The 21591-nt window shown below is 71.9% G+C and carries 18 protein-coding genes; 6 read left to right on the forward strand and 12 right to left on the reverse strand.

What is annotated here, in order from left to right; genetic code table 11:
- Window positions 1–12: 12 nt before the first annotated feature.
- The 4 genes from ABGB05_RS04750 to ABGB05_RS04765 all read right to left on the reverse strand — a co-directional run bounded on the left by ABGB05_RS04750 (window position 13) and on the right by ABGB05_RS04765 (window position 3477).
- A complete protein-coding gene (locus ABGB05_RS04750) occupies window positions 13–972 on the reverse strand; it encodes an asparaginase (protein WP_347651890.1) in 960 nt (319 codons plus the stop codon).
- Window positions 973–1046: 74 nt separating this feature from the next.
- Window positions 1047–1880, reverse strand: a complete 834-nt coding sequence (locus tag ABGB05_RS04755; protein WP_347651891.1) for a 3-keto-5-aminohexanoate cleavage protein — start codon at window positions 1878–1880, stop codon at window positions 1047–1049.
- Window positions 1881–1960: 80 nt separating this feature from the next.
- Complete coding sequence (locus ABGB05_RS04760; RefSeq protein ID WP_347651892.1) at window positions 1961–3073, reverse strand: folate-binding protein; 1113 nt, start codon at window positions 3071–3073, stop codon at window positions 1961–1963.
- Complete coding sequence (locus ABGB05_RS04765) at window positions 3070–3477, reverse strand: transcriptional repressor (protein WP_347651977.1); 408 nt, start codon at window positions 3475–3477, stop codon at window positions 3070–3072. The genes ABGB05_RS04760 and ABGB05_RS04765 overlap by 4 nt, the downstream gene beginning before the upstream one ends.
- A 134-nt stretch (window positions 3478–3611) precedes the next feature.
- Here ABGB05_RS04765 and ABGB05_RS04770 point away from each other — a divergent pair, with 134 nt between their 5' ends.
- Entirely contained in the window at window positions 3612–4460 is an 849-nt protein-coding gene (locus tag ABGB05_RS04770) for an aminotransferase class IV (RefSeq protein WP_347651893.1), read from the forward strand.
- Window positions 4461–4473: 13 nt separating this feature from the next.
- On the opposite strand, the gene ABGB05_RS04775 is transcribed toward ABGB05_RS04770, so the two are convergent.
- Together ABGB05_RS04775 and mtfM are read right to left on the reverse strand one after the other, a co-directional pair.
- On the reverse strand, window positions 4474–5073 hold the full coding sequence (locus ABGB05_RS04775) for an FABP family protein (protein WP_347651894.1): 600 nt from the start codon (window positions 5071–5073) through the stop codon (window positions 4474–4476).
- 7 nt (window positions 5074–5080) lie between these two features.
- On the reverse strand, window positions 5081–5185 hold the full coding sequence (gene mtfM, locus ABGB05_RS04780) for a small membrane protein MtfM (protein ID WP_347651895.1): 105 nt from the start codon (window positions 5183–5185) through the stop codon (window positions 5081–5083).
- A gap of 25 nt (window positions 5186–5210) precedes the next feature.
- Between mtfM and ABGB05_RS04785 the strand changes: the two genes are divergently transcribed.
- Window positions 5211–5573 carry a DsrE family protein gene (locus ABGB05_RS04785; protein WP_347651896.1) on the forward strand — a complete coding sequence of 121 codons (363 nt, stop codon included), beginning with the start codon at window positions 5211–5213 and terminating at the stop codon, window positions 5571–5573.
- 21 nt (window positions 5574–5594) lie between these two features.
- Here the strand turns inward: ABGB05_RS04785 and ABGB05_RS04790 are convergent, their stop codons facing one another.
- Together ABGB05_RS04790 and ABGB05_RS04795 are read right to left on the reverse strand one after the other, a co-directional pair.
- Window positions 5595–6479 carry a hypothetical protein gene (locus ABGB05_RS04790; protein WP_347651897.1) on the reverse strand — a complete coding sequence of 295 codons (885 nt, stop codon included), beginning with the start codon at window positions 6477–6479 and terminating at the stop codon, window positions 5595–5597.
- 66 nt (window positions 6480–6545) lie between these two features.
- Window positions 6546–7031, reverse strand: coding sequence for a winged helix-turn-helix domain-containing protein (locus tag ABGB05_RS04795; protein WP_347651898.1), 486 nt, complete (start codon window positions 7029–7031; stop codon window positions 6546–6548).
- 305 nt (window positions 7032–7336) lie between these two features.
- Here ABGB05_RS04795 and ABGB05_RS04800 point away from each other — a divergent pair, with 305 nt between their 5' ends.
- Both ABGB05_RS04800 and ABGB05_RS04805 read left to right on the forward strand, forming a co-directional pair.
- Window positions 7337–11731 (forward strand): S8 family serine peptidase, encoded by a 4395-nt coding sequence (locus ABGB05_RS04800; RefSeq protein ID WP_347651899.1) that lies wholly within the window; start codon window positions 7337–7339, stop codon window positions 11729–11731.
- A 249-nt stretch (window positions 11732–11980) separates the two neighbouring features.
- Window positions 11981–12448 carry a nuclear transport factor 2 family protein gene (locus ABGB05_RS04805; RefSeq protein WP_347651900.1) on the forward strand — a complete coding sequence of 156 codons (468 nt, stop codon included), beginning with the start codon at window positions 11981–11983 and terminating at the stop codon, window positions 12446–12448.
- A gap of 25 nt (window positions 12449–12473) precedes the next feature.
- On the opposite strand, the gene ABGB05_RS04810 is transcribed toward ABGB05_RS04805, so the two are convergent.
- On the reverse strand, window positions 12474–15326 hold the full coding sequence (locus tag ABGB05_RS04810) for a DEAD/DEAH box helicase family protein (RefSeq protein WP_347651901.1): 2853 nt from the start codon (window positions 15324–15326) through the stop codon (window positions 12474–12476).
- Window positions 15327–15924: 598 nt separating this feature from the next.
- On the opposite strand from ABGB05_RS04810, the gene ABGB05_RS04815 reads away from it, so the two are divergent.
- Complete coding sequence (locus ABGB05_RS04815; RefSeq protein WP_347651978.1) at window positions 15925–18189, forward strand: ricin-type beta-trefoil lectin domain protein; 2265 nt, start codon at window positions 15925–15927, stop codon at window positions 18187–18189.
- A gap of 36 nt (window positions 18190–18225) precedes the next feature.
- Here ABGB05_RS04815 and ABGB05_RS04820 read toward each other — a convergent pair whose 3' ends face one another.
- The 3 genes from ABGB05_RS04820 to ABGB05_RS04830 all read right to left on the reverse strand — a co-directional run bounded on the left by ABGB05_RS04820 (window position 18226) and on the right by ABGB05_RS04830 (window position 20680).
- Window positions 18226–19071 (reverse strand): alpha/beta hydrolase, encoded by an 846-nt coding sequence (locus tag ABGB05_RS04820; protein WP_347651902.1) that lies wholly within the window; start codon window positions 19069–19071, stop codon window positions 18226–18228.
- A 32-nt stretch (window positions 19072–19103) separates the two neighbouring features.
- Window positions 19104–19904: a hypothetical protein gene (locus ABGB05_RS04825; protein WP_347651903.1), complete on the reverse strand. Its 801-nt coding sequence runs from the start codon at window positions 19902–19904 to the stop codon at window positions 19104–19106.
- Between the two features lie 182 nt (window positions 19905–20086).
- Complete coding sequence (locus ABGB05_RS04830; RefSeq protein ID WP_347651904.1) at window positions 20087–20680, reverse strand: PadR family transcriptional regulator; 594 nt, start codon at window positions 20678–20680, stop codon at window positions 20087–20089.
- A gap of 52 nt (window positions 20681–20732) precedes the next feature.
- Here ABGB05_RS04830 and ABGB05_RS04835 point away from each other — a divergent pair, with 52 nt between their 5' ends.
- A complete protein-coding gene (locus ABGB05_RS04835; RefSeq protein WP_347651905.1) occupies window positions 20733–21416 on the forward strand; it encodes a DUF998 domain-containing protein in 684 nt (227 codons plus the stop codon).
- Window positions 21417–21591: the final 175 nt, after the last annotated feature.

The following is a 21591-nucleotide window of genomic DNA, read 5'->3' on the forward strand; positions in this document are numbered from 1 at the left end:
AGCGGTACCCGGTCACCACCGGGTGCGTACGGCGCCGACGAGTTCGCCGCCGCCGTGCAGCGGCAGTTCGGCGAGGCCGTCGAGGACCGGCCCGGTGACGCCGAGCCGGCGAAGGGCAGAGACCACCACCGGGCGGCGGGCCCGGGACGCCCCATCGTCGATCTTGAGGGCGACTGCTCCGCCACCGGGCAGCGCCGCCGCGACCACCCCCTCGGCGCCACTCTTCATCAACAGCCCGGGCACCCCGGTCATCAGCAGCGCGTCGTCGGCGCCGGTACCGGAGACCAGCAGCGGGTGGGCCCGCATCGCGTCGGCGACGGCCCGCTCCACCGAGCCCGGGTCGGCGGCGACCAGCCGCAGGAACGCCCGGGCCAGGCCGGTCAGCGAGATCGCCAGCACCGGTGCCCCACAGCCGTCGATCCCGACCGCCGCCACGCGCTCGCCGGTGAACTCCTCGACGACGGAGGTGATCCGCTGCTGCAGCGGGTGTTCCGGACGCCAGTACCCGTCGGTCGGCCAACCCGCGACCAGGCAGGTGAGCAGCATCCCGGCATGCTTGCCCGAGCAGTTCATCCGCAGCCGGGACGGCCCGCCGCCGGCCCGGAACACCTCGGCCTGGGCGTCGACCGCGAACGGCAGATCGGCCGGGCAGTGCAGGTCGTCCTCGGTCAGCCCGCCACTGCGCAGCAGCGCCTCGATCCGGCTGACGTGGAACTCCTCGCCGGAGTGGCTGGCGCAGACCACCGCCAGGTCCGCCGGGTCCGCCAGCCGCAGCCCGGACCGGACCATCGCGACCGCCTGCATCGGCTTGTTCGAAGACCGGGGAAAGATCGGCGACTCGACGTCACCGACCGCCGACACCACCGCGCCGGTCGGATCGAGGACCACCACGGAACCGTGGTGCACCGACTCCACGAAGCCCGACCTGACCGCCTCGACCAGCGGAACCCCACCCCGGTAACTGTCGCCCATGAAGCGGGACGGTACCGAGCGGTAAGGGGCCGACTTGCAGCGACCCCCTACTTCGCCGACCGGTCGAAGATCGGCTACCTGGCGATTCCGAGCAGGTCACGGGCCTGGGTCGGAGTCAGCGGCGGCCGCTGGGCGAGCTGCGCGGCAGCGACCGCCCGAGCCACCAGTTGCATGTTCGACTCGACCGGCCGCCCCTTGGCGTACGTGATGGTGTCCTCCATCCCGACCCGCAGGTGGCCACCGGCGGCGAGCGAGGCCAGCAGTACCGGCACCGTGCTGCGGCCGATGCCGGTGGCCGAGAACGTCGTCCCCGTCGGCAGGTCCCGCAGCGCCTGGAGACAGGCGACCAGCGCCTCCACACTGCCTGGCATCCCGCCGGGGACCCCCATCACGAAGTCGACGTGCACGTGCCCACCGGCGGGCAGACCGTACCGGTCGAGGAGGCGGCGCAGGGCGGCCAGGTGGCCGAGGTCGAAGATCTCGTACTCGGGCACGATGCCCCGCTCCTGCATCCGGGTGTGCAGGTCGACGATGAACTCCCAGCGGTTCAGGAACACGTCGTCACCGAAGTTGACCGTACCCATCGTGCAGGAGGCCATCTCCGGGCCGGCGTCGAGCACGGCCAGCCGGTCGGCCTCCGGGTCGGTCACCGCGCCGCCGGTGGAGAGCTGCACGATCAGGTCGGTGCCGTCGCGCAACGCCGCGACCGTCTCCCGTAGCCGGCCCGGGTCCAGGGTGGGCCGCGCCCGGTCGTCCCGGATGTGGACGTGGATCACGGCGGCGCCGAGCGCCTCACACTCCTTGGCGGTCAGCAGCAGCTCGTCGAGGGTCACCGGCAGCGCCGAAACCTCCGCCTTCGCCGACTCCGCGCCGGTCGGCGCGACCGTGATCAACGTTCCAGCCGTCATGCCGGCGATCCTAGTCTCGGCCGGTCCGGCAGGATACCTGTCGCAGAGGCGCCGGGCAGGCGCCGCGGCGGGAACGCCGGTCAGTCCGGGTCGATCGCGGCGGCCGTACCGTCGATCAGCAGCGCCGCATCGTCCGGGACCGAACGCTTCAGCACCGCGAGGGCGACCATGCCCAGCTCGTGGTGCCGGACGGCGGTGCCGACGAACCCGACCGTACGCCCCTCAGCCGTCACCGGCGTACCGACCGTCGGCAACTGGTCGGTGGTCACCCCGTCCAGGTGCAGCAGGACCAGCCGGCGCGGCGGACGACCGAGGTTGTGCACCCGGGCCACCGTCTCCTGGCCCCGGTAGCAGCCCTTTTCCAGGTGTACGGCCGGACCGACCAGCCCCACCTCGGCGGGAATCGTCCGGTGGTCGGTCTCGAAACCGACCCGGGGCAGCTTCGCCGCCACCCGCAGCGCCTCGTACGCCCACAGCCCGGCGAGCCCGATCCCGGCGGCGGTCAGCTCGTCGACCACCCGGGTCAGCTCCGGCCGGGGCACCAGCAGGTCGACGCCGAGCCGGACCCGGCGGGCCCAACCGCCGGCCGGGAGCGGACGGACGTCGTACACGACACTCGGGCGGGCCGGGACGGAGCCGGCGGCGAACTTCGGACCCGGCACCGGCAGCTCGTCGGGTTCGGCGAGCCCGGTGACCCCGAGCAGACCGGCCGCCTCGACCGCCCTCGGCCCGACCAGCGACAGCAGCGCCCAGTCGGCGGTGACGTCCCGCGGGTCGACCTGGCTGAAGAACCGCATCTTCTCCAGGTACGTCAGCAGGGCGCCGGTGTCCCCCGGCTCGGTGTCCAGCCAGACGGTGCCACCGTCCTCGGCGACCATCGCGTGCTGCTCGACGTGCCCGTGCGGGGAGAGGACCAGCAGTTCGCTTCCCTGCCCGGCGCGCAGCTGCGCCAGGTGCTGGCTGGTCAGGGTGTGCAGCCAGCTCGTCCGTTCCGCACCGGGTACCGCGATGATCCCCCGGTGCGACCGGTCGACCAGGCCGACGTCGGTGCCGAGCAGCCGCTGCTCCCGCATCGGGTCGCCGTAGTGCGCGGCCACCGGGCGCACCCCGGCCGCGGCATGCTCCGGTTCCGGCTGATCCCGGGTCTGCTCGTCGATCGCCTCGACAGCCACCGCGCCCGTAATGTCGATCATTCCCGCCGCTCTCCACACTCGGTCCGACCGCAGACGCCGAACAGCGCCACGTGCCCGATGTCGACCTGGAACCCCCGCTCCGCCGCGAGCTTCTCCGTGACGGGCTGGAACAGTTCCGGGTCGACCTCGTCCACCGACCCGCAGATCCGGCAGACCAGGTGCACGTGGGTGTTCTCACCCGCGGCGTGGTACGTCGGTGACCCGTGGGACAGATGCGTATGGGTAACCAGTCCGAGGCGTTCGAGTAATTCCAGGGTCCGGTAGATAGTGGTGATGTTCACGCCGGCGGCGACCTCACGGACCGCGGCGTGCACCTGCTCGGGAGTGGCGTGCCCGAGATCGAGCACCGCTTCGAGGATCAGCTGACGCTGCGCGGTCAACCGCAGACCACGGGAACGCAGCATCTCCGCCAGTGACGAATCCGACACCGTCAAAGCATAGTGCGGCCCGCCGCACATCGTCCCGCTCGCCCGCACCCGCCGATGGTCGATCCGGCCGTCGGCCGCCACACCGCCCGGCGGCGGCTACGCTCGACGCCGTGTCCGGGCGCCAGATCGTCGCCGTGCTGGGCCGGGGCGTGGTGCCGGCCGACGAGCCGGTACTCCGCGCCGACGACCGGGGCGCCCTGCACGGCGACGGCCTCTTCGAGACGATGCACGTCCGGCACGGCCGGCCCTGGTTGGCCGACGAACACCTGGCCCGGCTGGTCCGCTCGGCGGTCGCCCTCGACCTGCCGCTGCCGCCCGTCGAGGCCCTCCGGCACCTGCTCGGCACCGCCTGTGCCGACTGGCCGACCGACACCGAGGGTCTGCTGCGTCTGGTCTGCACCCGGGGCCCGGAGCGCGGCACCTCCGGCACGGTCTACGTCACGGTCTCCGAGGTGCCGGAGTCGGTCCGGCGGAGCCGGCGTACCGGGATCAGCGTGGCGACCCTGCCGCTCGGGGTCACCGCCGGCGCCCGTACCCACCGGCCGTGGCTGCTCGCCGGCCTCAAGACCACCTCGTACGCCCCGAACCAGGCCGCCCGCCGCTGGGCGGCGGCGAACGGCGTGGACGACGTGCTCTGGGTCTCCACCGACGGGTACGCGTTGGAGGGGCCGAGCGCCAACCTGGTCTGGCTGACCGGCGACACCCTCTGCACCGTCCCCGCCGACACCGGGATCCTGCCCGGCGTCACCGCCGGCTGGCTGCTCGACCGGGCCACCGCCCTGGGCTGGACGGCGGCCCGGCGCCGGATCTCCCCCACCGACCTGCACCGGACCGACGGGGTCTGGTTCACCTCGTCGGTCCGGGGCCTCGCCGAGGTACGCGCGCTGGACGGCGTACCGCTGCCCGCCTCCCGGCACACCGCCGCCCTCACCGCACTGCTCGGCTTCGCCGAGGTGTGAGGAAGGGGACGGTTCAGCCGCCGACCCGGATCAGCCGGGCGGAGAGGTGCGGCGAGAGCGGCTGACCCATCGCCGCCATGTCCTGGGCGTAGAGCAGAGCGCCCTCGACGATGCCGAACAGCCGGTGACCGGCGGTGACCTCCTTGGCGGTGGACGTACGGATCACCGCGTCGGTGACGATCTCCACCTGGGTTCCGGTGACCTTGCCCAGGTGCAGTTCCATCACCCCGGTCGGGGTGGTGAGCAGCACCTCCAGCTCACCGGTCGGTGTGCCGTCCTCCCGGAGCACCGCCCGCCACCAGCCGACCTCCCGCCCCGCCGGTCGGACCGGTCGGCTCTGCTCGTCCAGGATCCAGGCCCGCGACTCGTAGTAGAGGAACGGCCGCCCGTCGTGGGTGATCCGGATCTCCTGCGCGTAGTCGAAGTCCTCGATGGTGGGGAACCCGCCCCGGCCCCGCCCCCGCCACAACCCGACGTACGGCAGCAACGCGTTCAACGCCGGGTGCAGGGGCGGCCCGGTACGCAGGTCGTACGTCTCCTCGTACGGGTACGGGTCGACCGGCGGCGCGTTCAGCCACGGCGGCGGTGGCTGGATCGGATTGTCACTCACCAACGTGCTCTCACCAACGCCCTCTCGAAATGCGAACAGCTATGTACACCAGGTAACCGGTGAGCGCACCAAATCCCGCCACCAGCAGGCTGACGAACCCAATCTCGGTAACCATGACAGGGTGATCCTATGCTGGCGGCATGGCTCGTACCCTGGTCGTCAAGGCCACCGCCGGTTCGGACGCGCCGGAACGCTGTGCGCAGGCGTTCACCGTGGCCGCCACGGCGGTCGCGTCCGGCGTCGACGTGTCGCTCTGGCTGACCGGTGAGTCGAGCTGGTTCGCCCTGCCCGGCCGGGCCGACGAGTTCGAGCTGCCGCACTCCGCGCCGCTGGCCGAACTGCTGCACGTGATCCTCAGCAGCGGCCGGGTCACGGTCTGCACCCAGTGTGCCGCCCGCCGCGAGATCGGCGAGGGAGACGTCCTGCCCGGGGTACGGATCGCCGGTGCGGCCGTCTTCGTCGAGGAGATCATGGCCGACGGAGCCCAGGCGCTGGTCTACTGACGCCCGGACCGACCGCCGGTCTCAGCCGGAGCAGCCGCTGGTGACCGCCACCCGGGTCGTACCGTCGAGCGCCTCGACCACCACGTCGAGCCGGCCGACCCGGTAGGCGTACGACTCGGGGGTGTCGGTGACCACGACGGTGCCGGCGGGGCGGGGCAACAGCGCGCCGGGCGACTCGGCGGGCGCTCCCTGCCCGGTCGCCCGGGCCGTCCGGACGAACCCGCCGTCGGGGCAGCGGGCGGCGGTCAGCTCGACCGGGGTGGGGTCGGTCGCACCGATCGCCGCGAGCACCCGGACCGGCTCGTTGTCGGCGGGGTCGGGCGGCAACGGCGCCACCGCGTGACGCTGCTGCGGCCCGGCCGGCCGGCAGCCGGTGCGCACGGTCAGCCGGACCAGCCCCGGCGACACCAGGTCGCCGCTGACCGCGACGAACTCCCCGGCGTCGGCGTGCAGGGTGTGGTCGGTGCCGTCGGGGCTGTGCCAGACGCTGGGCCGGTATCCGGCGGGCAGCGACTGGGCGATCCGGTCGAGCAACCCGGGGCCGTCCGCCTCCGGGGTACGGAAGGCGACCGACGCGGTCAACGACTCGCCCCGGCGTAGCACGGTGAGCCGGCAGTCGGTGTCCAGCCGCTGCTGACCGAGTTCCACCACCGGGTCCGGGCCGGCGGCCGCGACGAGTTCGCCGACCGCCCGGTCCACGATCGGCCGGGCCTGGGTGAGGCTGCGCTGCTCACGTACGGTCGGCTCGTCGCGTAGTGCGGAGAAGGCGGTGGCGCCGAGCAGCAGCACGGCCCAGCCGGCGACCACGGCGTAGAGCGTCCGACGCCGACGCTGACGCCGACGGCGGTCGACCGGAGGCTCCGGTTGCGGCGTCGGCCAGACCGGGGCCGGGACGTCTGTGGTCACGCCGCCATGGTGGCACGCCGCGCCGGGAGCGACGGGGCCGCCACCACCCGCCACCGCCGACCCGGGCTACCGGCGCTCCGGCTCGCCCGGGGTCAGCCGGTAGCCGACCCCACGTACGGTCTGCACCTGCGGTCCCCCCTCGACGGCGCGCAGCTTGCGGCGGAGCCGTTTGACCGCCGAGTGCAGGATGGCGGTGTCGCCGAGGTACGCGCCGCCCCAGACCGAACCGAAGAGCCGCTCGTACGTCCAGACCCCGAGCGGCGTGCTGGCCAGCCGGGCGAGCAGTTCCCGCTCCAGCCGGGTGAGCGCGAGTGGCTCGCCGCGCCAGGTGACCAGGTGCCCGCCGGGGTCGACGGAGAGGTCGCCGAGGCTCACCGGTCCCGGTGCTGATTCTGTCCCGTTGCCCATCATCGGAAAGAGCATTGCCCGCAACTCGGACAGATCGGAGCAGATCACCACGGTTCCGAAGTCGTCCAGTCGCCGCACCACCCGTTCCCGCACCGCGACATCCGTCGATACGCATACGACCAGTGGGACTTCTCCGTTCGCCACCGTTCTCCTCCCCGCCGCCAAGTCGACTCAAGCCAAACCGGTTTGGCCGGACGAGTCAACAGCGACGGCAACCGATGCGAGGCAGTTATCTGTTCGCTGACCGAAATACGCCCTGTTACTGCCTAGATACTGCTCTACCTCGAGCATTGATCACTACCCCGGGGAGCAAGAGCATTACTCCAAGCCGATGTGGGGGGCGCTGTGCGTGAACGAACGTCGGACCCACGGGTGCCCGCGGCACCGGACATCCCGGAGCGCAGTGGTTGGCCACCGAGCGGATCGGCGGCCGGGAAGTGGGAGGTAGCATGCCGCATCGACCAGGCCGCAGCAAGGCTGGGCGGCTCAGATCATGGCGCGCGGTCGCCCTCGGCGTCGCCGTCGTCCTCGGCATCACCGGGCAACCCGCCCTCGCCGGCGCCGCCGGCCCGGAAGCCTCGGTGAGCGGCGAACTGCTCGCCGAACTCTCCACCAAGGGCAGCACCACCTTCACCGTCTACCTGCGGGAAAGGGCCAAACTCAGCGACGCGGCCACACTGGCCGACGACACCGCCCGAGCCACCGAGGTCTACCGCCAACTCACCGGCACCGCCGAACGCAGCCAGCGGGATCTCCGCGACGAACTCGACAAGCGCGGGGCGAAGTACACGTCGTACTGGATCGCCAACGCGGTGCGGGTCGAGGGTGACCGGAGCCTGGTCGACAGCATCGCCGCCCGCGACGACGTGTCGAGCATCGAGCCGAGCCGCAGCTATGAACTGATCAAACCGGTCGAGATGCGGTCCGGCACCGACAACACCACCAACGCCGTCGAATGGAACGTCAGCAACATCGAAGCCCCCCGGGTCTGGTCCGAGTTCGGCACCCGGGGCGAGGGCATCGTGGTCGCCAACATCGACAGTGGCGTCCAGTTCGACCACCCGGCGCTGGTCGGCTCCTACCGGGGCAACAACGGTGGGACCTTCGACCACAACTACAACTGGTTCGACCCGGCCGAGGTCTGCGCCAACAACACGCCGTGCGACAACAACGGCCACGGTACGCACACCATGGGCACCATGGTCGGCGACGACGGCGCCGCCAACCAGGTCGGGGTCGCCCCCGGCGCCACCTGGATCGCGGCCAAGGGCTGCGAGACCAACAACTGCTCCGACGCCTCGCTGCTCGCCGCCGGCCAGTGGGTGCTGGCGCCGACCGACCTGAACGGGCAGAACCCCCGCCCCGACCTGCACGCCGACGTGGTCAACAACTCGTGGGGCGGCGGCCGCGGCGACGAGTGGTACGAGCAGACCATCAACTCCTGGCGGGCCGCCGGCATCTTCCCCACCTTCTCCGCCGGCAACGACGGGCCGGGCTGCAACACCACCGAGAACCCCGGCGACTACCCGAACGCGTACGGGGTCGGGTCGTACGACATCAACAACAACGTCTCCGACTTCTCCGGCCGGGGCACGTCGAGCATTGACGGCGCGGTCAAGCCGAACATCGCCGCACCGGGCAGCAGTGTCCGGTCCAGCCTGCCCGGCAACGGCTACGGCACCGGCAGCGGCACGTCGATGGCGGCACCACACGTCTCCGCCACCGTCGCCCTGGTCTGGTCGGTCTCCCCGGCGATGAAGGGCAACGTCGACGCCACCGAGCAACTCCTCGACGACACCGCCACCGACGTCAACGCGCTCACCTGCGGTGGCACCGTCGACTTCAACAACGTCTTCGGCGAGGGCCGGCTCAACGCGTACCAGGCGGTCAACGCCGCACCGCGCGGCGACGGCGGCCGGATCAGCGGTGTGGTCACCGCGGCCGGCAGCGGCACACCGGTCGCCGGCGCCACGGTCGGCACCGGCACCCTCAACGTGGTGACCGGCCCCGACGGCCGCTACTCGCTGGTCGTACCGGTCGGCGAGCACGTGGTGACGGCCAGCGCGTACGGCTACGCGACCGCCACCGCGACGGTGACCGTCGACAGCGGTGACATCGTCACGCAGAACTTCACGCTCACCGCCGCACCGACGGTGACCATCGCAGGCAGGGTCGTCGACGGCTCCGGCCACGGCTGGCCGCTGTACGCGAAGATCGAGGTGGCCGGTCGACCCGGCGGTCCGGTCTTCACCAACCCGGCCACCGGGGCCTACTCGTTCACCGTCCCGGCCAACGCCACCTACCGGCTCAACACCACGGTCGTCTACCCCGGCTACCAGCCGGTGGCCACCGACGTCCAGGTCGGTACGGGCAGCCGGACCGTCAACATCTCCGCCAGGGTGGCGCCGGCCTGCACCGCCGCCGGCTACCTGCCGGGGATCAGCGACCCGGTGCTGTCGCAGAGCTTCGACGGCACCACCGCGCCGGACGGCTGGTCGGTGGTGAACCGCACCACCAGCGGCGGTTGGACCTTCACCGACACCCGGGCGCGGGGCAACCTGACCGGCGGCAGCGGCAACTTCGCGATCATCGACAGTGACGCGCTGGGCAGCGGAAACACCCAGGACACCGACCTGGTCACGCCGACTCTGGACCTCTCCGGGACCGGCGCGCCGCTGCTGAGGTTCAACAGCGACTGGCGGGCGGTCGGGGTCAGCGACACCGCCGACGTCGACGTCTCCACCGACGGCGGCACCACCTGGACCAACGTCTGGCACCAGACGGTCAGCCGGCGTGGCCCCCGGGTCGAGGAGATCCCGCTCGACGCGGCGGCCGGCGCGGCCGAGGTGCGGGTCCGGTTCCGGTTCAAGGGCACCTTCGCCTGGTGGTGGCAGGTGGACAACGTCCAGGTGGTCAACCGGCTCTGCACCCCGAAGCCCGGCGGCCTGGTGGTCGGCTTCACCACCGACTCCAACACCGGCGCGGCGGTCAACGGGGTGACGGTGACCAGCGACGCCGCCCCGACCGACAAGGGGGTCTCGGCGCCGACGCCGGACGACCCGAACATCCCGGACGGCTTCTACTGGCTCTTCTCCAGCCTCAGCGGACAGCAGTCCTTCACCGCCAGCCTGCCGCCGTTCCGGGCGTTCACCAAGAACGTGACGGTGGACGCCGACAGCACCAAGCGGGCCGACTTCGCGCTCAAGGCCGCCCGGCTGACGCTGGACCGGAGCGAGATCGAGATGCACCAGCCGTACGGCAGCACCCGCACCGTCAAGGTGACGGTCACCAACACCGGCAACGCGCCGGCAACGGTGGAGCTGCTGGAACGGTCGGGCGGCTTCGACCTGCTCTCGGCCAGGGGCGCGGAACTCGTCGAGTACAAGATGAAGGGGATCAGCAAGGCGGCCACCGGCATCGCGTACGGCGCCCCGACGAACTCGGCCGCGGCGGCTCCGCTGGTCGACGACGCCTGGACCCGGGTCGCGAACGCCCCGGCGGCGGTCTTCGACAACTCGACGGTGACCCTGAACGGCCGGGTCTACTCGGTCGGCGGCGGCAGCGGCACCGGCAACGAGCGCAAGACCTGGGTGTACGACCCGTCGGCCGACACCTGGAGTGCCCTGCCGGACCTGCCCACCGCCCGGTCGAAGCCGGCGCTCGGCGCGATCAACGGCAAGATCTACGCCGTCGGTGGCTGGGGTGCCGGGTCGACGCCGGTGGCCACGGTCGACGTCTTCGACCCGGCGACCAACACCTGGAGCACCCTGCCCGGTGTCACCAACCCGGTGCCCCGGGCGGCGACCGCGGCGGCGGTCTCCGGCGGCAAGCTCTACGTGGTCGGTGGCTGTGGTGACAGCGCCTGCGGTACGGACACCGCCGACGTCGTGGTCTTCGACCCGTCGACCAACCAGTTCAGTCAGGCGGCCGACTACCCACAGGGGGTCTCCTGGATGTCCTGCGGCGGCATCGGCGGCAGGGTCTACTGCGCCGGCGGTGTCGGCACGGTCGAGTTCGACAACGGGTACGTCCTGGACCCGGCGGCCAACACCTGGTCGCCGTTGCCGGACATGCCGATCGACCTGTGGGGTTCGCAGTACGCCGCCGCCGGCAACATGCTGGTCCTGGCCGGTGGGGCGACCGCGAACTCGTCCACGCTGACCAACCGGACCATCGCGTACGACCCGACGGCCGGGGCCTGGGTGAACCTGCCGAACGCGCAGTTCGCCCGCTACCGGGGCGGCGGCGTCTGCGGCGCGTACAAGGTCGGTGGTTCGCCGAGCTCGTTCGTCGGGTCGGCGGAGACCGAGCGCCTCGGCGGTCTGGAGTCCTGTGTGGAGGCGGGTGACGCCTCCTGGCTCAGCACGTCGCCGAGCAGCTTCACGCTGGCGGCGGGCGCGTCGAAGGTCGTCTCGGTGGTCCTGACCGCGACGGCCGAGGCCGGGGTGGCCCAGCCCGGCACCTACGACGCCGAGCTGGCGTTGGTCGCGAACACGCCGTACCCGGTCGGCTCGGTGGACGTGGAGATGAACGTCTCCCCGCCGGCGAGCTGGGGCAAGATCCAGGGTTCGGTGATCGGCCTGACCTGCGGTGGCGCCGAGGTGCCGCTGGCGGCAACGGTACGGGTGAACCTGGTCAGCGATCCGGCCACCGGCTACACCCTCACCGCCGACAACGGCCGGTACGCCTGGTGGCTGCCGAAGGGCCGGTACGACGTGATCGTCGCCAAGGACGGCTGGGTGCCGCAGGTGAAGCGGCAGCAGGTCCAGGCCGGCCTGGTCAGCACGCTCGATTACGTCCTCGCCCCGGTGGCTGCCTGCCCGGAACGCCTCGGCGGGATCTGAGCCGCTGACCGGCGGGGATCTGAGCCGGTAACACCCGCTCGTCGGTGCCCGTCGCCCCACCCGGGGCGGCGGGCACCGCCGTGTGCGGCGCCGGAGTCCTCGCTGCGGGCACCGCCGTGTGCGGCGCCGGGATCCGTTTGTCGATCATCGCCGCCACGGCCCGGCGAGTTCCTAGGATGGGAGCGGCGTGGCCGTACCGGTCGGGCCGGTCGCCGCGCCGACCGACAACCGTCCGAGCGAGGAGAGAAGATGGCGAAGCGTCCTCCGGTACCTCCGTTCACCCGGGAGACCGCGATCCAGAAGGTCCGGCTGGCCGAGGACGCCTGGAACTCGCGGGACCCGGAGAAGGTGGCGCTGGCCTACACCCCGGACACCCGCTGGCGAAACCGGTCCGAGTTCGTCAACGGGCGGGACGAGGTTGTCGGATTCCTCCGCCGGAAGTGGGCGCGGGAGCTGGAGTACCGGCTGATCAAGGAACTGTGGGCGGTCGAGGGTAACCACATCGCGGTCCGGTTCGCGTACGAGTGCCACGACGGCTCCGGGAACTGGTTCCGCTCGTACGGGAACGAGAACTGGGAGTTCGACGACGACGGCCTGATGCGGGTCCGGTTGGCCAGCATCAACGACCTGCCGATCCAGGAGTCGGAGCGGAAGTACCACTGGCCGCTCGGGCGTCGCCCGGACGACCACCCCGGGCTGAGCGACCTCGGCCTCTGAATCCTGAGCACCCGTCACCGGCGGGTCACCGGTGAGCGGCCCGGTGCAGTTCCAGGAGCCGGTCCCGCAGCTCGGGCCGGACGGCGAGGGGCCGCACCGCGGTCGCCATCAGGCCCCGAACGGCGTCCGGACCGGCGGCCCGGGCGGTCTCCAGCTGCTCGGGGGCGACCGCCTCGACGAGTTCCCGCATGATCCCGGTGAGCGGCTGTCCGCCGAGTACGGCGAGTTCGGCCCGTTCCGGCCCGGTGAGCCGGTGGTTGAGTCGGGCGAGCCGGGCGGCGAGGGTGGCGACCTCGTCCGGGGTGACGCTGAGCCGCGCCGCCCTGCCGATCAACTCGGGCAGCGGCAGCTGCCGTTCGGTGCACCGGTGCAGCGGGACCGCCTCGGCCAGCGCCGCGTCGGTGACCCCGACCGCGTCGACGACCACGAACCGGTCCTTGACCGGCGCGTCCCCGGTGATCGCCCGGAATTCTGCCGGTGGAACGGTCCGGGCGGCGCGCCCGGTCAGCCGGGCGAGGTGGCCGGCGTTGCGAACCGGCCGGAGCAGGACGACGCACTCCAGCGCCGGTACGTCGATCCCGGTGGCGATCAGGTCGTCGGTGACGGCGATCCGGGGGTACGGAGTGTCCCGGAAGGCTCGGAGCAGCTCGTCCGGGTCGCCCGCCGACCACCGTGTCCCGTACGTGATCGCCACCGCGAACGGCTCCCCGGCGGCGGCGATACCGCTGGCGGCGCTGGTGGCGGCGCGGTCGCCAGCGGCGGTGGTGGCCCGGTCGCCGGTACCGGCGGTGGTGGCGAAGACGTCGCGGACCAGGGTCACGACCTCCTCGGCGTGCCCGGCGTCCCGGGCCAGGATCAGCGTCTTCGGCACCTGGGTCCGCCCCGGGAAGATCTCGCTGGGCAGCCGGTCCCGGAACGTCTCCAGCACGAGCCGCAACTGCTCCGGCGCCGCCGGCACCACGCGGCCGGGCTGACCGCCGACGTACCCGAAGTCGTCCTCGACCTCGTGGTGACGTTCGGCCCGGGTGTGCTGCTCCCACCTCGGCACCACCGGGCCGGCCTCGACCGACCCGCCCGGCACACCGTCGGGGACCCTGATCCGGTACGTGTCGAAGTCGAGCCCGACCCCGTCGGCGACCGCCTCCTGCCCGGTGTACTCCGCGACCAGGTTCTGTTGGAAGAAGCCGAAGCTCTGCTGGACCGGCGCGGTGGTCAGTCCGACGACGACCGCGTCGAAGTACTCGAGCACCCCTCGCCACTGGCCGTAGACCGCGCGGTCGCAGTCGTCGACCACGATCACGTCGAACGTCTCCGGGGGCAGGTTCGGGTGGTAGCCGACCTCGACCGGGGTGTCCGACTCGTAGCTGTCGTACGCCTCGTCGTCGTGGTCGGCGTCGGGCAGTTCCCGGCCGGCCAGTGCGGCGTACAGGCGCTGGACGGTCGAGATGACCACCCGGGCGGAGCCGAGCATGGTGGCACCGGAGAGCCGGTCGACGGGGTAGGACTCGGAAAAGCTCGGTCCGTCGTCCGGGCTGCGGTATCCGGCGTACCGGGCGAGGGCCTGCCGGCCGAGGTTGTTCCGGTCGACCAGGTGGAGCACCCGGTGGGCGCCGGCGTACCGGAGCAGTCGGTAGCTGGCGGCGACGGCGACACGCGTCTTGCCGGTCCCGGCCGCCAGGTGGATCAGCGACCGTGGCCGGTCCTCGGCCAGCGACCGTTCGAGGGCCTCCAGCGCGGCGTGCTGCGCTGGCCACAGCCCGTACGCGGGTAGCGGCGGCAGCTGGCGGAGCCGGGCCCGCAGGGTCGGAGCCCGCGGATCGTCGTCCGCCGCGCGCATCCACCGCGCGAGCGTCGCGGGCCGATGGACGGAGAACACCTCCCGGGTACGCGGAAACGGGTCGAGTCCGTTGACGGAGGCCGTCCCGGTGCCGGTGGCCAGGTATCCGAAGGGCAGCGGTTGACCGGGCCGCCACACGGTCGGCCGTTGTGCGGCGGTGAGTCCCGGCCGGTACCCGCCCGGCCGGAGGACGTTCCCGGTGGCTTCCGGCGCCGTCTCGACGACCCCGACGAGTCGGCCGTCGACGTGCAGCAGATAGTCGGTCGGCCCGGTGGTCCCGTCGGTCCGGCGTACGGCGACGCCGAGCGCGGCGGCGAGGTTGCTCCGGTTCTCCGACTGCACCACCCAGCCGGCCGCCGCGAGGTGGCGATCGAGTTCGTCCCGCAGCCGCGGTCCGGCGAGCGGCTCGCGGGACGTCCGCCGGAGTTGGTTGACCAACTCCTCCCGCCGGTCGGTGGGGATCCGCTCCGGCGGACGACGGTCGAACTCCTGCCGGGCGGCCTCGATCGCCGGCCGCAGACTCTCGAACAGCCCGGCGGCCGGGCTGCCCGGGCGCCGGTCGGCGGCTGTCCTGTCCGGACCCGGCTCGGTGGCCGGGGGTGGGCTCGGTGGGACGAAGCTGACCGGGGTCCGGTCCCCGGTCGTCGCCCGGTGCCACCAGCTGCCGAGGGTGAAGCAGGCGCGCAGACAGTCGAGCGCGGCCCCCGGTTCGTCCGGCCCGTCCGGCGGCTCGTGGGTCAACTGTCCGATGCCCCGCAGCTGTTCGAAGGCGGCGAGGATGTGCGGTACCAGCACACCGCTCGCGACCAGTGCCCGTATCCGGTGGTGAAAGCTGCCGCTGCGCGGCCGGGAGTTGGTGCGGCGTACCAGGTCCTGGGCGAGGATTTCACCAAAGGCACGGGCGGCGGTCATTGACCTGACTGGATCACGATAGACCAGCGACTCCGCGCCCGCGCCGTAGCAGAGCAGCAGTGGCTGCGCCGCCAGGAAGCCGAAGTTGCCGGACCGTTCCGCCAACCGGCGTACCTGTCGGAGATCCACGACGACGCACACTCCACTGACCAGACGGAGATCAACAAAAGCCAGGTGGGACGGGTGGTCGGGCCGGTGTCCGGTGGGCGCCGACGCCGTACCTCCGTCGGCGCAGGACGACAATGGACGAGAATGTACCGCGATCGGGGCGAGGTTTCCACCGGACGCCGTCCGATCCGCCGGCGACATTCGACAACGGGCCGGCGCCATTGTGTCTCCGCGCAGGGTCCGGTCGCCGTTTCCCTCATCATCGCAGCGCCGGCCGGAAACGATTTGCCGGAAACTCGGAGAACAGGGTGACGGCCGAGCTTTCCGGGGCCGTACCCGATTGACGACCCCGTCGGTGGGACGGATACCCGACATTGTCGGCGACCGACATCGCATGCGGTGCCACCGGCGGAAACCCTGGCGCCCGAGGCGGCGGGCGAGCCAGCGAGAGCAGGACCGAACACGCCGACGAACAGGGAAATCCGGGCAGACGGCAGCGATCGGACATTGCGCCGTCAACACCCTTCGGATGTCGTGACCCTGGCCACAATGACGATTGGCGACGTTCAGCAGAAATAACGCGTCACAGGGAGCAGGTAACCTGCACGTCGTGCCGGAGATGTTACCACTTCTTGTTACCGATCGGTATATTTTTGCGGAGCTTCTCGGCCAGGGCGGCATGGGTCGAGTGTGGAAAGCCCGCGACAAGATGCTGCAGCGGGACGTCGCCATCAAGGAAATCGTTCCGCCGCCCGGGCTGACCGAGGAGGCCCGGCAGGAATTGCGGGTACGGTCACTCCGGGAGGCGCGGGCGATCGCGCGACTCGACCACGTCAACGCCGTCCGGGTCTTCGACGTCCTGCTCGGCGGCGGAGGCGACCCGTGGATCGTCATGGAGTACGTCCCGTCCCGCTCGCTGGACGAGCAACTCGCCACCGACGGCCCCATCCCGCCGGCCCGGGCCGCCGAGATCGGCCTCGGGGTGCTCGGCGCGCTCCGAGCCGCCCACCGGGCCGGGATCATGCACCGCGACGTCAAACCGGCCAACATCCTGCTCGGCACCGACGGCCGGATCGTGCTCACCGACTTCGGCCTGGCCACCGCCACCGAGGACACCAACCTCACCCTCACCGGCATCGTGCTCGGCTCACCCGCGTACGTCTCACCGGAGCGGGCGATGACCGGCACGGTGGGGCCGGAGGGAGACCTCTGGTCACTCGGCGCCACCCTCTTCGCTGCGGTCGAGGGTCAGTCGCCGTACGCCCGGCCGTCGAGTCTGATGAGCCTCACCGCGCTCGCCACCGAACCGCCGCCGGTGGCGCGGCACGCCGGCCCGCTGGCGCCCGTGCTGGCGGGCCTGCTCCGCAAGGACCCGGCCGAGCGGATGGACGCCGACACCGTCGAGAAGCTGCTCCGCCAGGTGGCCTCCGGTGCCGTACCGGCAGTGGCGACCGCCCCCGGCACCCTGGCGTTGACCGCGGCGACCGTCGAGGTGCCGACCACGCTGCCGACCACGACCCGGCCCACCGGGGCGACGTCCACCGACGGCGCCGCCCGGGTCGAGCTGCGGTACGTCGACCCGCCGCTGCCCACCACCCGGTACCCCACCCCACCGGCCGGTACGCCGTACCCCGGAAGTGCCGGTACGTCGCGCCCGGCCCCCGCCTCCGAACCGACGCCTGCCGGGTCGGCGGCGACGGGCTTGGCGGCGACGGGACCGACGCCAGCCGGACCGGCCGGCGGGACGGGGCGCGAGGTGCCCTCCCGGCGGCTGCGCCCCGCCTGGCTGGTCGGTGCGGTGACCGTCCTGCTGCTGGTACTCGGCATCGGGATCGGCATCCCACTGGCCACCCGGCAGCCGGAGGACGACGCCGGTCTCTGGGCGGAGTCACCGAGCGGCGCTCCGGAACCCGCACCGACCGATCCCCCCGGCGCCGGGCCGAACGGCGGAGCACCGGCCCAGCTGAGCTGGTCCACCTACCGGGATGCCAGCGGATTCAGCCTGCCCGCACCGAAGGAGTGGCAGATCGTCCGGCGCAACGGCCGGGTCGAGTTCCGGGAACCGGACGGAGACCGGGTACTCGTGGTCAGCCGGACGAACACCCCTCGTACGGACCCGGTGGCCGAGGTGACCGCGCAGGAGAAGACGCTGCCGTCCGACGGCACGTACCGGGACTACCGACGGATCCGGATCGTCGCGGTGAACTACCAGCTGAGCGCCGCCGACTGGGAGTGGCAGCACACCAACGGCAGCGACCAGGTGGTGCACGTACGTCAGCGCACCTTCGTCACCGGGAAACAACAGGGCTACACCATCGTCTGGTCGACCCCCGAGTCCTCCTGGTCCACCAGCGAGGGCGCGTTCCGGAAGGTCGTCGACGGCTTCCGGCCGGCGGCGGGAGTCGACGGCGGTCCGGGTGACAGCAGCGCCCCGCCGACGACCGCGCCGGCGGACCCGCCGCCGGTGAAGCCGAGCAACTCGCCCCGGGTCTCCGGCTACCAGCTCGTCGGCGTGGCGAGCAACCGGTGCCTGGACGTCGCCAACCCCGACTCGGTCGACCCGGTCTGGCTGCGGCTGTGGGACTGCGGCGACGGTCGGGCCCGGAACCAACGCTGGACCTTCCAGTCCGACGGCAGCATCCGGCTCGGCGGCCGGTGCATGGACGTCCTCGCCGCGTCGGCCAGCAACGGGGCGACGATCCAGCTCACCACCTGCAACAACACCCCGGCCCAGAAGTTCACCCTGAACAGCCAGCGCCAGCTCGTCAACGCGCACAGCGGGATGTGCCTCGACGCGCTGGACGAGGGCTCCGCGAACGGCACTCCGATCCAGCAGTGGACCTGCAACAACGGTGCGTTGCACCAGAAGTGGACCCGCCGCTGACGCACGCTCCCGCCCCGGCGGTGCCGCCGGTAGGTCTCAGCTCTCGGCGCCAACCAGCCACTCCAGCACCGCCGGGGTGGCGTCGAAGTGGCCGGCGTGCCCGACGTCGGGTCGGGTCCGCAGCTGGGCGCCGGGGATCCGGGCCGCCAGCCAACGGCCGTGGCTGACCGGCACCGCCGCGTCGAGTTCGCCGTGCCACAGTCGTACCGGTCGGCTGATCGTCGCCGGGTCGAAGCCCCACGGCAGGCCGAACAAGGCGAGTATGTCGCCCGCCCAGCCGGCGGGCCCCGGCCGTACCGCCTCGGCGAACGCGGCCCGGAGCATCGCGCCGATCTCCGGGCGGGCGAGGATCGCCTGGTCGGTCGGGGGCAGCAGGGCGAGCGGATCCACCGCACCGGTGGTCGCGGCGAGGTGTTTCTCCACCGCCTCGGCGCCCTGCAGCGCCGCCTCGGCACTGGCCCGGTTGCCGTCCATCATTCCGTCCGTCCACTCCAGACCCTCGGCGTCCCGGGGTGCGAGGCTGGCCAGCACGGCGGCCCGGACCACCCGGTCGCCGTGTCGGGCGGTGAACGCCAGCGCGTGCGGCCCGCCGCCGGAGACCCCGAAGAGCGGAAAACGGTCCAATGCCAGCGCGTCGGCGATGGTCGCGATGTCGTCGGCCGCGTCCACCACCCGACGTCCCGGCTGTGGTGTGGAACAGCCGAAACCCGGCCGGTCGTACGTGATCAGCCGGATCCCGAGCCCGCTGAAGAGCCGGTCGTCGGGGTGGCGGGCGAGCCGGCTCATCGGGCTGCCACAGACGTAGAGGACCGGAGTGCCGTCCGGGTCGCCGTACTCCTCGACCGCCAGCATCCGACCGTCCGCGTTGATCACCGTTCGCATGGTCCCAGCGTGCCGGGCACGGTGACCGGAACCTAGACGCTGTCAGCGAACATTCGGGCCGGCCGCTTCGGACCAGGGCCTCGGCGGTGGTGAGGAACCGCCGGCCGTGCTCCGGTGCACCGAGCCGCAGCAGGTACAGAGCCGCCCAGTAGCGAAGCTGGTGCGGCTGTCGTCACTCCGGCGACGATTTCCGCACCAGCTTCGCGGCGATCCGGCGCGCCGGTCAGCCGGGCCAGCCGGCGGCGTACCTGCGCGACCACCTCGTCCGGGCGCTCCCTGACGAGCCAGGCGGGAAAGCGCAGGATCCGGTCGCCGCCGATCCAGACCTCGTTCTGTCGTCGCATGTCGGCCCACTGCTGGCGTACGTCAAGATGCTGGCCACCGTCGATCTCGACGTGCACCCCCCACTGTTCGTAGTACACGTCCAGGTAACGGACTCGCCCGGACGAGTCCCGGCGCCGGTGCTGCCTACTGGGCTCGGGCAGTCCCGCCCGCCGGGCGGCCCGGAAGTAGCGCAGTTCCGCCAACGACTCCGACCCGCCCCGGGCGTCGTCGGCGCTGGCCAGGATCAGGGCACGTCGGCGCAGGGTGGGGCGGTGTTGTGCGACCCGGTGTACGTCGTCGGCGCCGACCAGCCGTTGCTGGAAGCCGGCGGCGATGATCGCCCGGGCGGTGTTGTCGCTGCCGGCCCAGGCGGCGGCGTCGACCAGCGACCGGGCGTTTGTGGTGTACGGCGGCAACCCGTTCCGGTTCACCTCGTCTCCGGACAGGTGGGCGCTGTCGGCCGGAACCGGGCGTTCGGCCCGACGTCGGGGTATCGCGGAGAAGGACACGGGCGCCGATCATGGCCGGCGATCGGCGCGTCGGCTGTCGTCGATCCGTCACCGCCCACTTCCCGACACCGCACCCGGATCCGCCCGCAGAGTTGGTGCGCAGATCGTCGTGCCGACGACGACCGCCGCACCCGCTCCCCGGCGATCCGGCGATCCGGCGCCGCCCAGCCGGTGATCCGCAGTCAGCCGGGCCAGACCGGGGCGCCGTCGACGAACGGCCAGGTGATCCGTTCCGCCCGCAGCTCCTCGACCAGCTCCCGGACGTACGCCAGCTCGGCCGCCACAACAGTGCGCCGGTACTCGGACTCGACCGCGAACAGCCTGGGCAGGAAGTCGGCGACCTGGGCGATCTCCGAATCGAGAACAGTCAACTGCTCCTCCAGCCGCGCGACGCGGGTGGTCAGCGCGGCGACCGCGTCCGCCGGGCTGAGGTTCGGCAGGAACGACAGCGCGGCGGGGAACTCCGGGTACTCCGCCGCCGGGGTCGACAGCATGGCGCGCAACCACTCGGTCAGCGTCGCCCGGCCGGCGTCGGTGATCCGGTACATCGTGCGCTCGGGCCGGTTGTCGGCGCGTTCGGTCGATCCGATCTCCGCGAGGCCGTCCCGGACCAGGCGCTGGATGGTCTGGTAGACGCTGTTGCGCTGGCTCACGTTGACCACGTCGTCCTTACGACGTTCCTTGATCAGCTGCTGCATCCGGTACGCGTGCATCGGCTCCTCGACGAGCATCGAGAGCAGGGCAAGGGCGAGGACCGAGCGGCGCGGCGTGGACACCCGTCGAGCCTAACGTTGACACAATCATGGCCATAAAATGTATAGTCATTCTATGACTACAACACTGTCGGCGCCCTCCACCGACACCCCCCGCCCCGCTGACCCGACAGCCCGACGACTCGCCCTCGGCGCCGTACTCGGCCCGGTCCTGTTCACCCTCAGCTGGCTGATCCTCGGTTTCGTCAGCACCGGCTACACCCTGTTCGACCACCGGTTCACCGACTACTCGCCGATCAGTCAGCCGATCAGCGGTCTCGGCATGGGCGCCACCGCGCCGTACATGAACACGGCCTTCGTCGTCACCGGCCTGATGCTGGTCGCCGGCCTCGTCGGCGTCTTCCGCGCCACCACCACCGCCGGGCGGTTGGCTCCGCACCGCGCCGCCTTCGTGCTGCTCGCCTGCAGCGGGGTGGGTCAGGCGGTCTGCGGGGTCTTCGACCTCGAAGCGGTCATGCCGCACACGCTGGGCTTTGTCCTGGCGCTCGGCGCCCCGATCGTCGGTTTCCTGCTCGCCGGCCTCCACCTGCGCCGCGTCCCCGGCTGGCGCCGGTTCGGCAGCCGGCTACTGCTCGGCAGCCCACTCACCCTGGTACTGCTCGTCGGCTTCTTCCTGGTCTTCCAGCCCACCGCCGACGGCGCCGAACACGGCATTGCCGGACTCGTCCAGCGCGCCGGCATCCTGGAGGTCCACGCATGGTTCGTCGCGATGGGTTGGCTGGCGTACCGACGCCGGTGACAGCGACACCGAACCGCCGACCGCTCAATCACCGCGATCGTGCCGCGCGACATGTCGTACGTCACACGAATCAGCCGAACGACGCCACCTCTCACCCGATTCGACATTACCCTGGTCATCGATCGAGGTCGATGCTATGAATTGGTTGGTCGCCGGGAGACCAGCCAGGGCAGCG

It is taken from the genome of Plantactinospora sp. B5E13 (genome assembly GCF_039871775.1).
GTDB lineage: Bacteria > Actinomycetota > Actinomycetes > Mycobacteriales > Micromonosporaceae > Plantactinospora.

Excerpts from the sequence above, each read along its gene's own strand:
- ABGB05_RS04750 (WP_347651890.1), bottom strand. The coding sequence starts at position 972 with ATGGGCGACAGTTACCGGGGTGGGGTTCCGCTGGTCGAGGCGGTCAGG.
- ABGB05_RS04755 (WP_347651891.1), bottom strand. The coding sequence starts at position 1,880 with ATGACGGCTGGAACGTTGATCACGGTCGCGCCGACCGGCGCGGAGTCG.
- ABGB05_RS04760 (WP_347651892.1), bottom strand. The coding sequence starts at position 3,073 with ATGATCGACATTACGGGCGCGGTGGCTGTCGAGGCGATCGACGAGCAG.
- ABGB05_RS04765 (WP_347651977.1), bottom strand. The coding sequence starts at position 3,477 with ATGCTGCGTTCCCGTGGTCTGCGGTTGACCGCGCAGCGTCAGCTGATC.
- mtfM (WP_347651895.1), bottom strand. The coding sequence starts at position 5,185 with ATGGTTACCGAGATTGGGTTCGTCAGCCTGCTGGTGGCGGGATTTGGT.
- ABGB05_RS04785 (WP_347651896.1), top strand. The coding sequence starts at position 5,211 with ATGGCTCGTACCCTGGTCGTCAAGGCCACCGCCGGTTCGGACGCGCCG.
- ABGB05_RS04800 (WP_347651899.1), top strand. The coding sequence starts at position 7,337 with ATGCCGCATCGACCAGGCCGCAGCAAGGCTGGGCGGCTCAGATCATGG.
- ABGB05_RS04805 (WP_347651900.1), top strand. The coding sequence starts at position 11,981 with ATGGCGAAGCGTCCTCCGGTACCTCCGTTCACCCGGGAGACCGCGATC.
- ABGB05_RS04815 (WP_347651978.1), top strand. The coding sequence starts at position 15,925 with ATGTTACCACTTCTTGTTACCGATCGGTATATTTTTGCGGAGCTTCTC.
- ABGB05_RS04820 (WP_347651902.1), bottom strand. The coding sequence starts at position 19,071 with ATGCGAACGGTGATCAACGCGGACGGTCGGATGCTGGCGGTCGAGGAG.
- ABGB05_RS04835 (WP_347651905.1), top strand. The coding sequence starts at position 20,733 with ATGACTACAACACTGTCGGCGCCCTCCACCGACACCCCCCGCCCCGCT.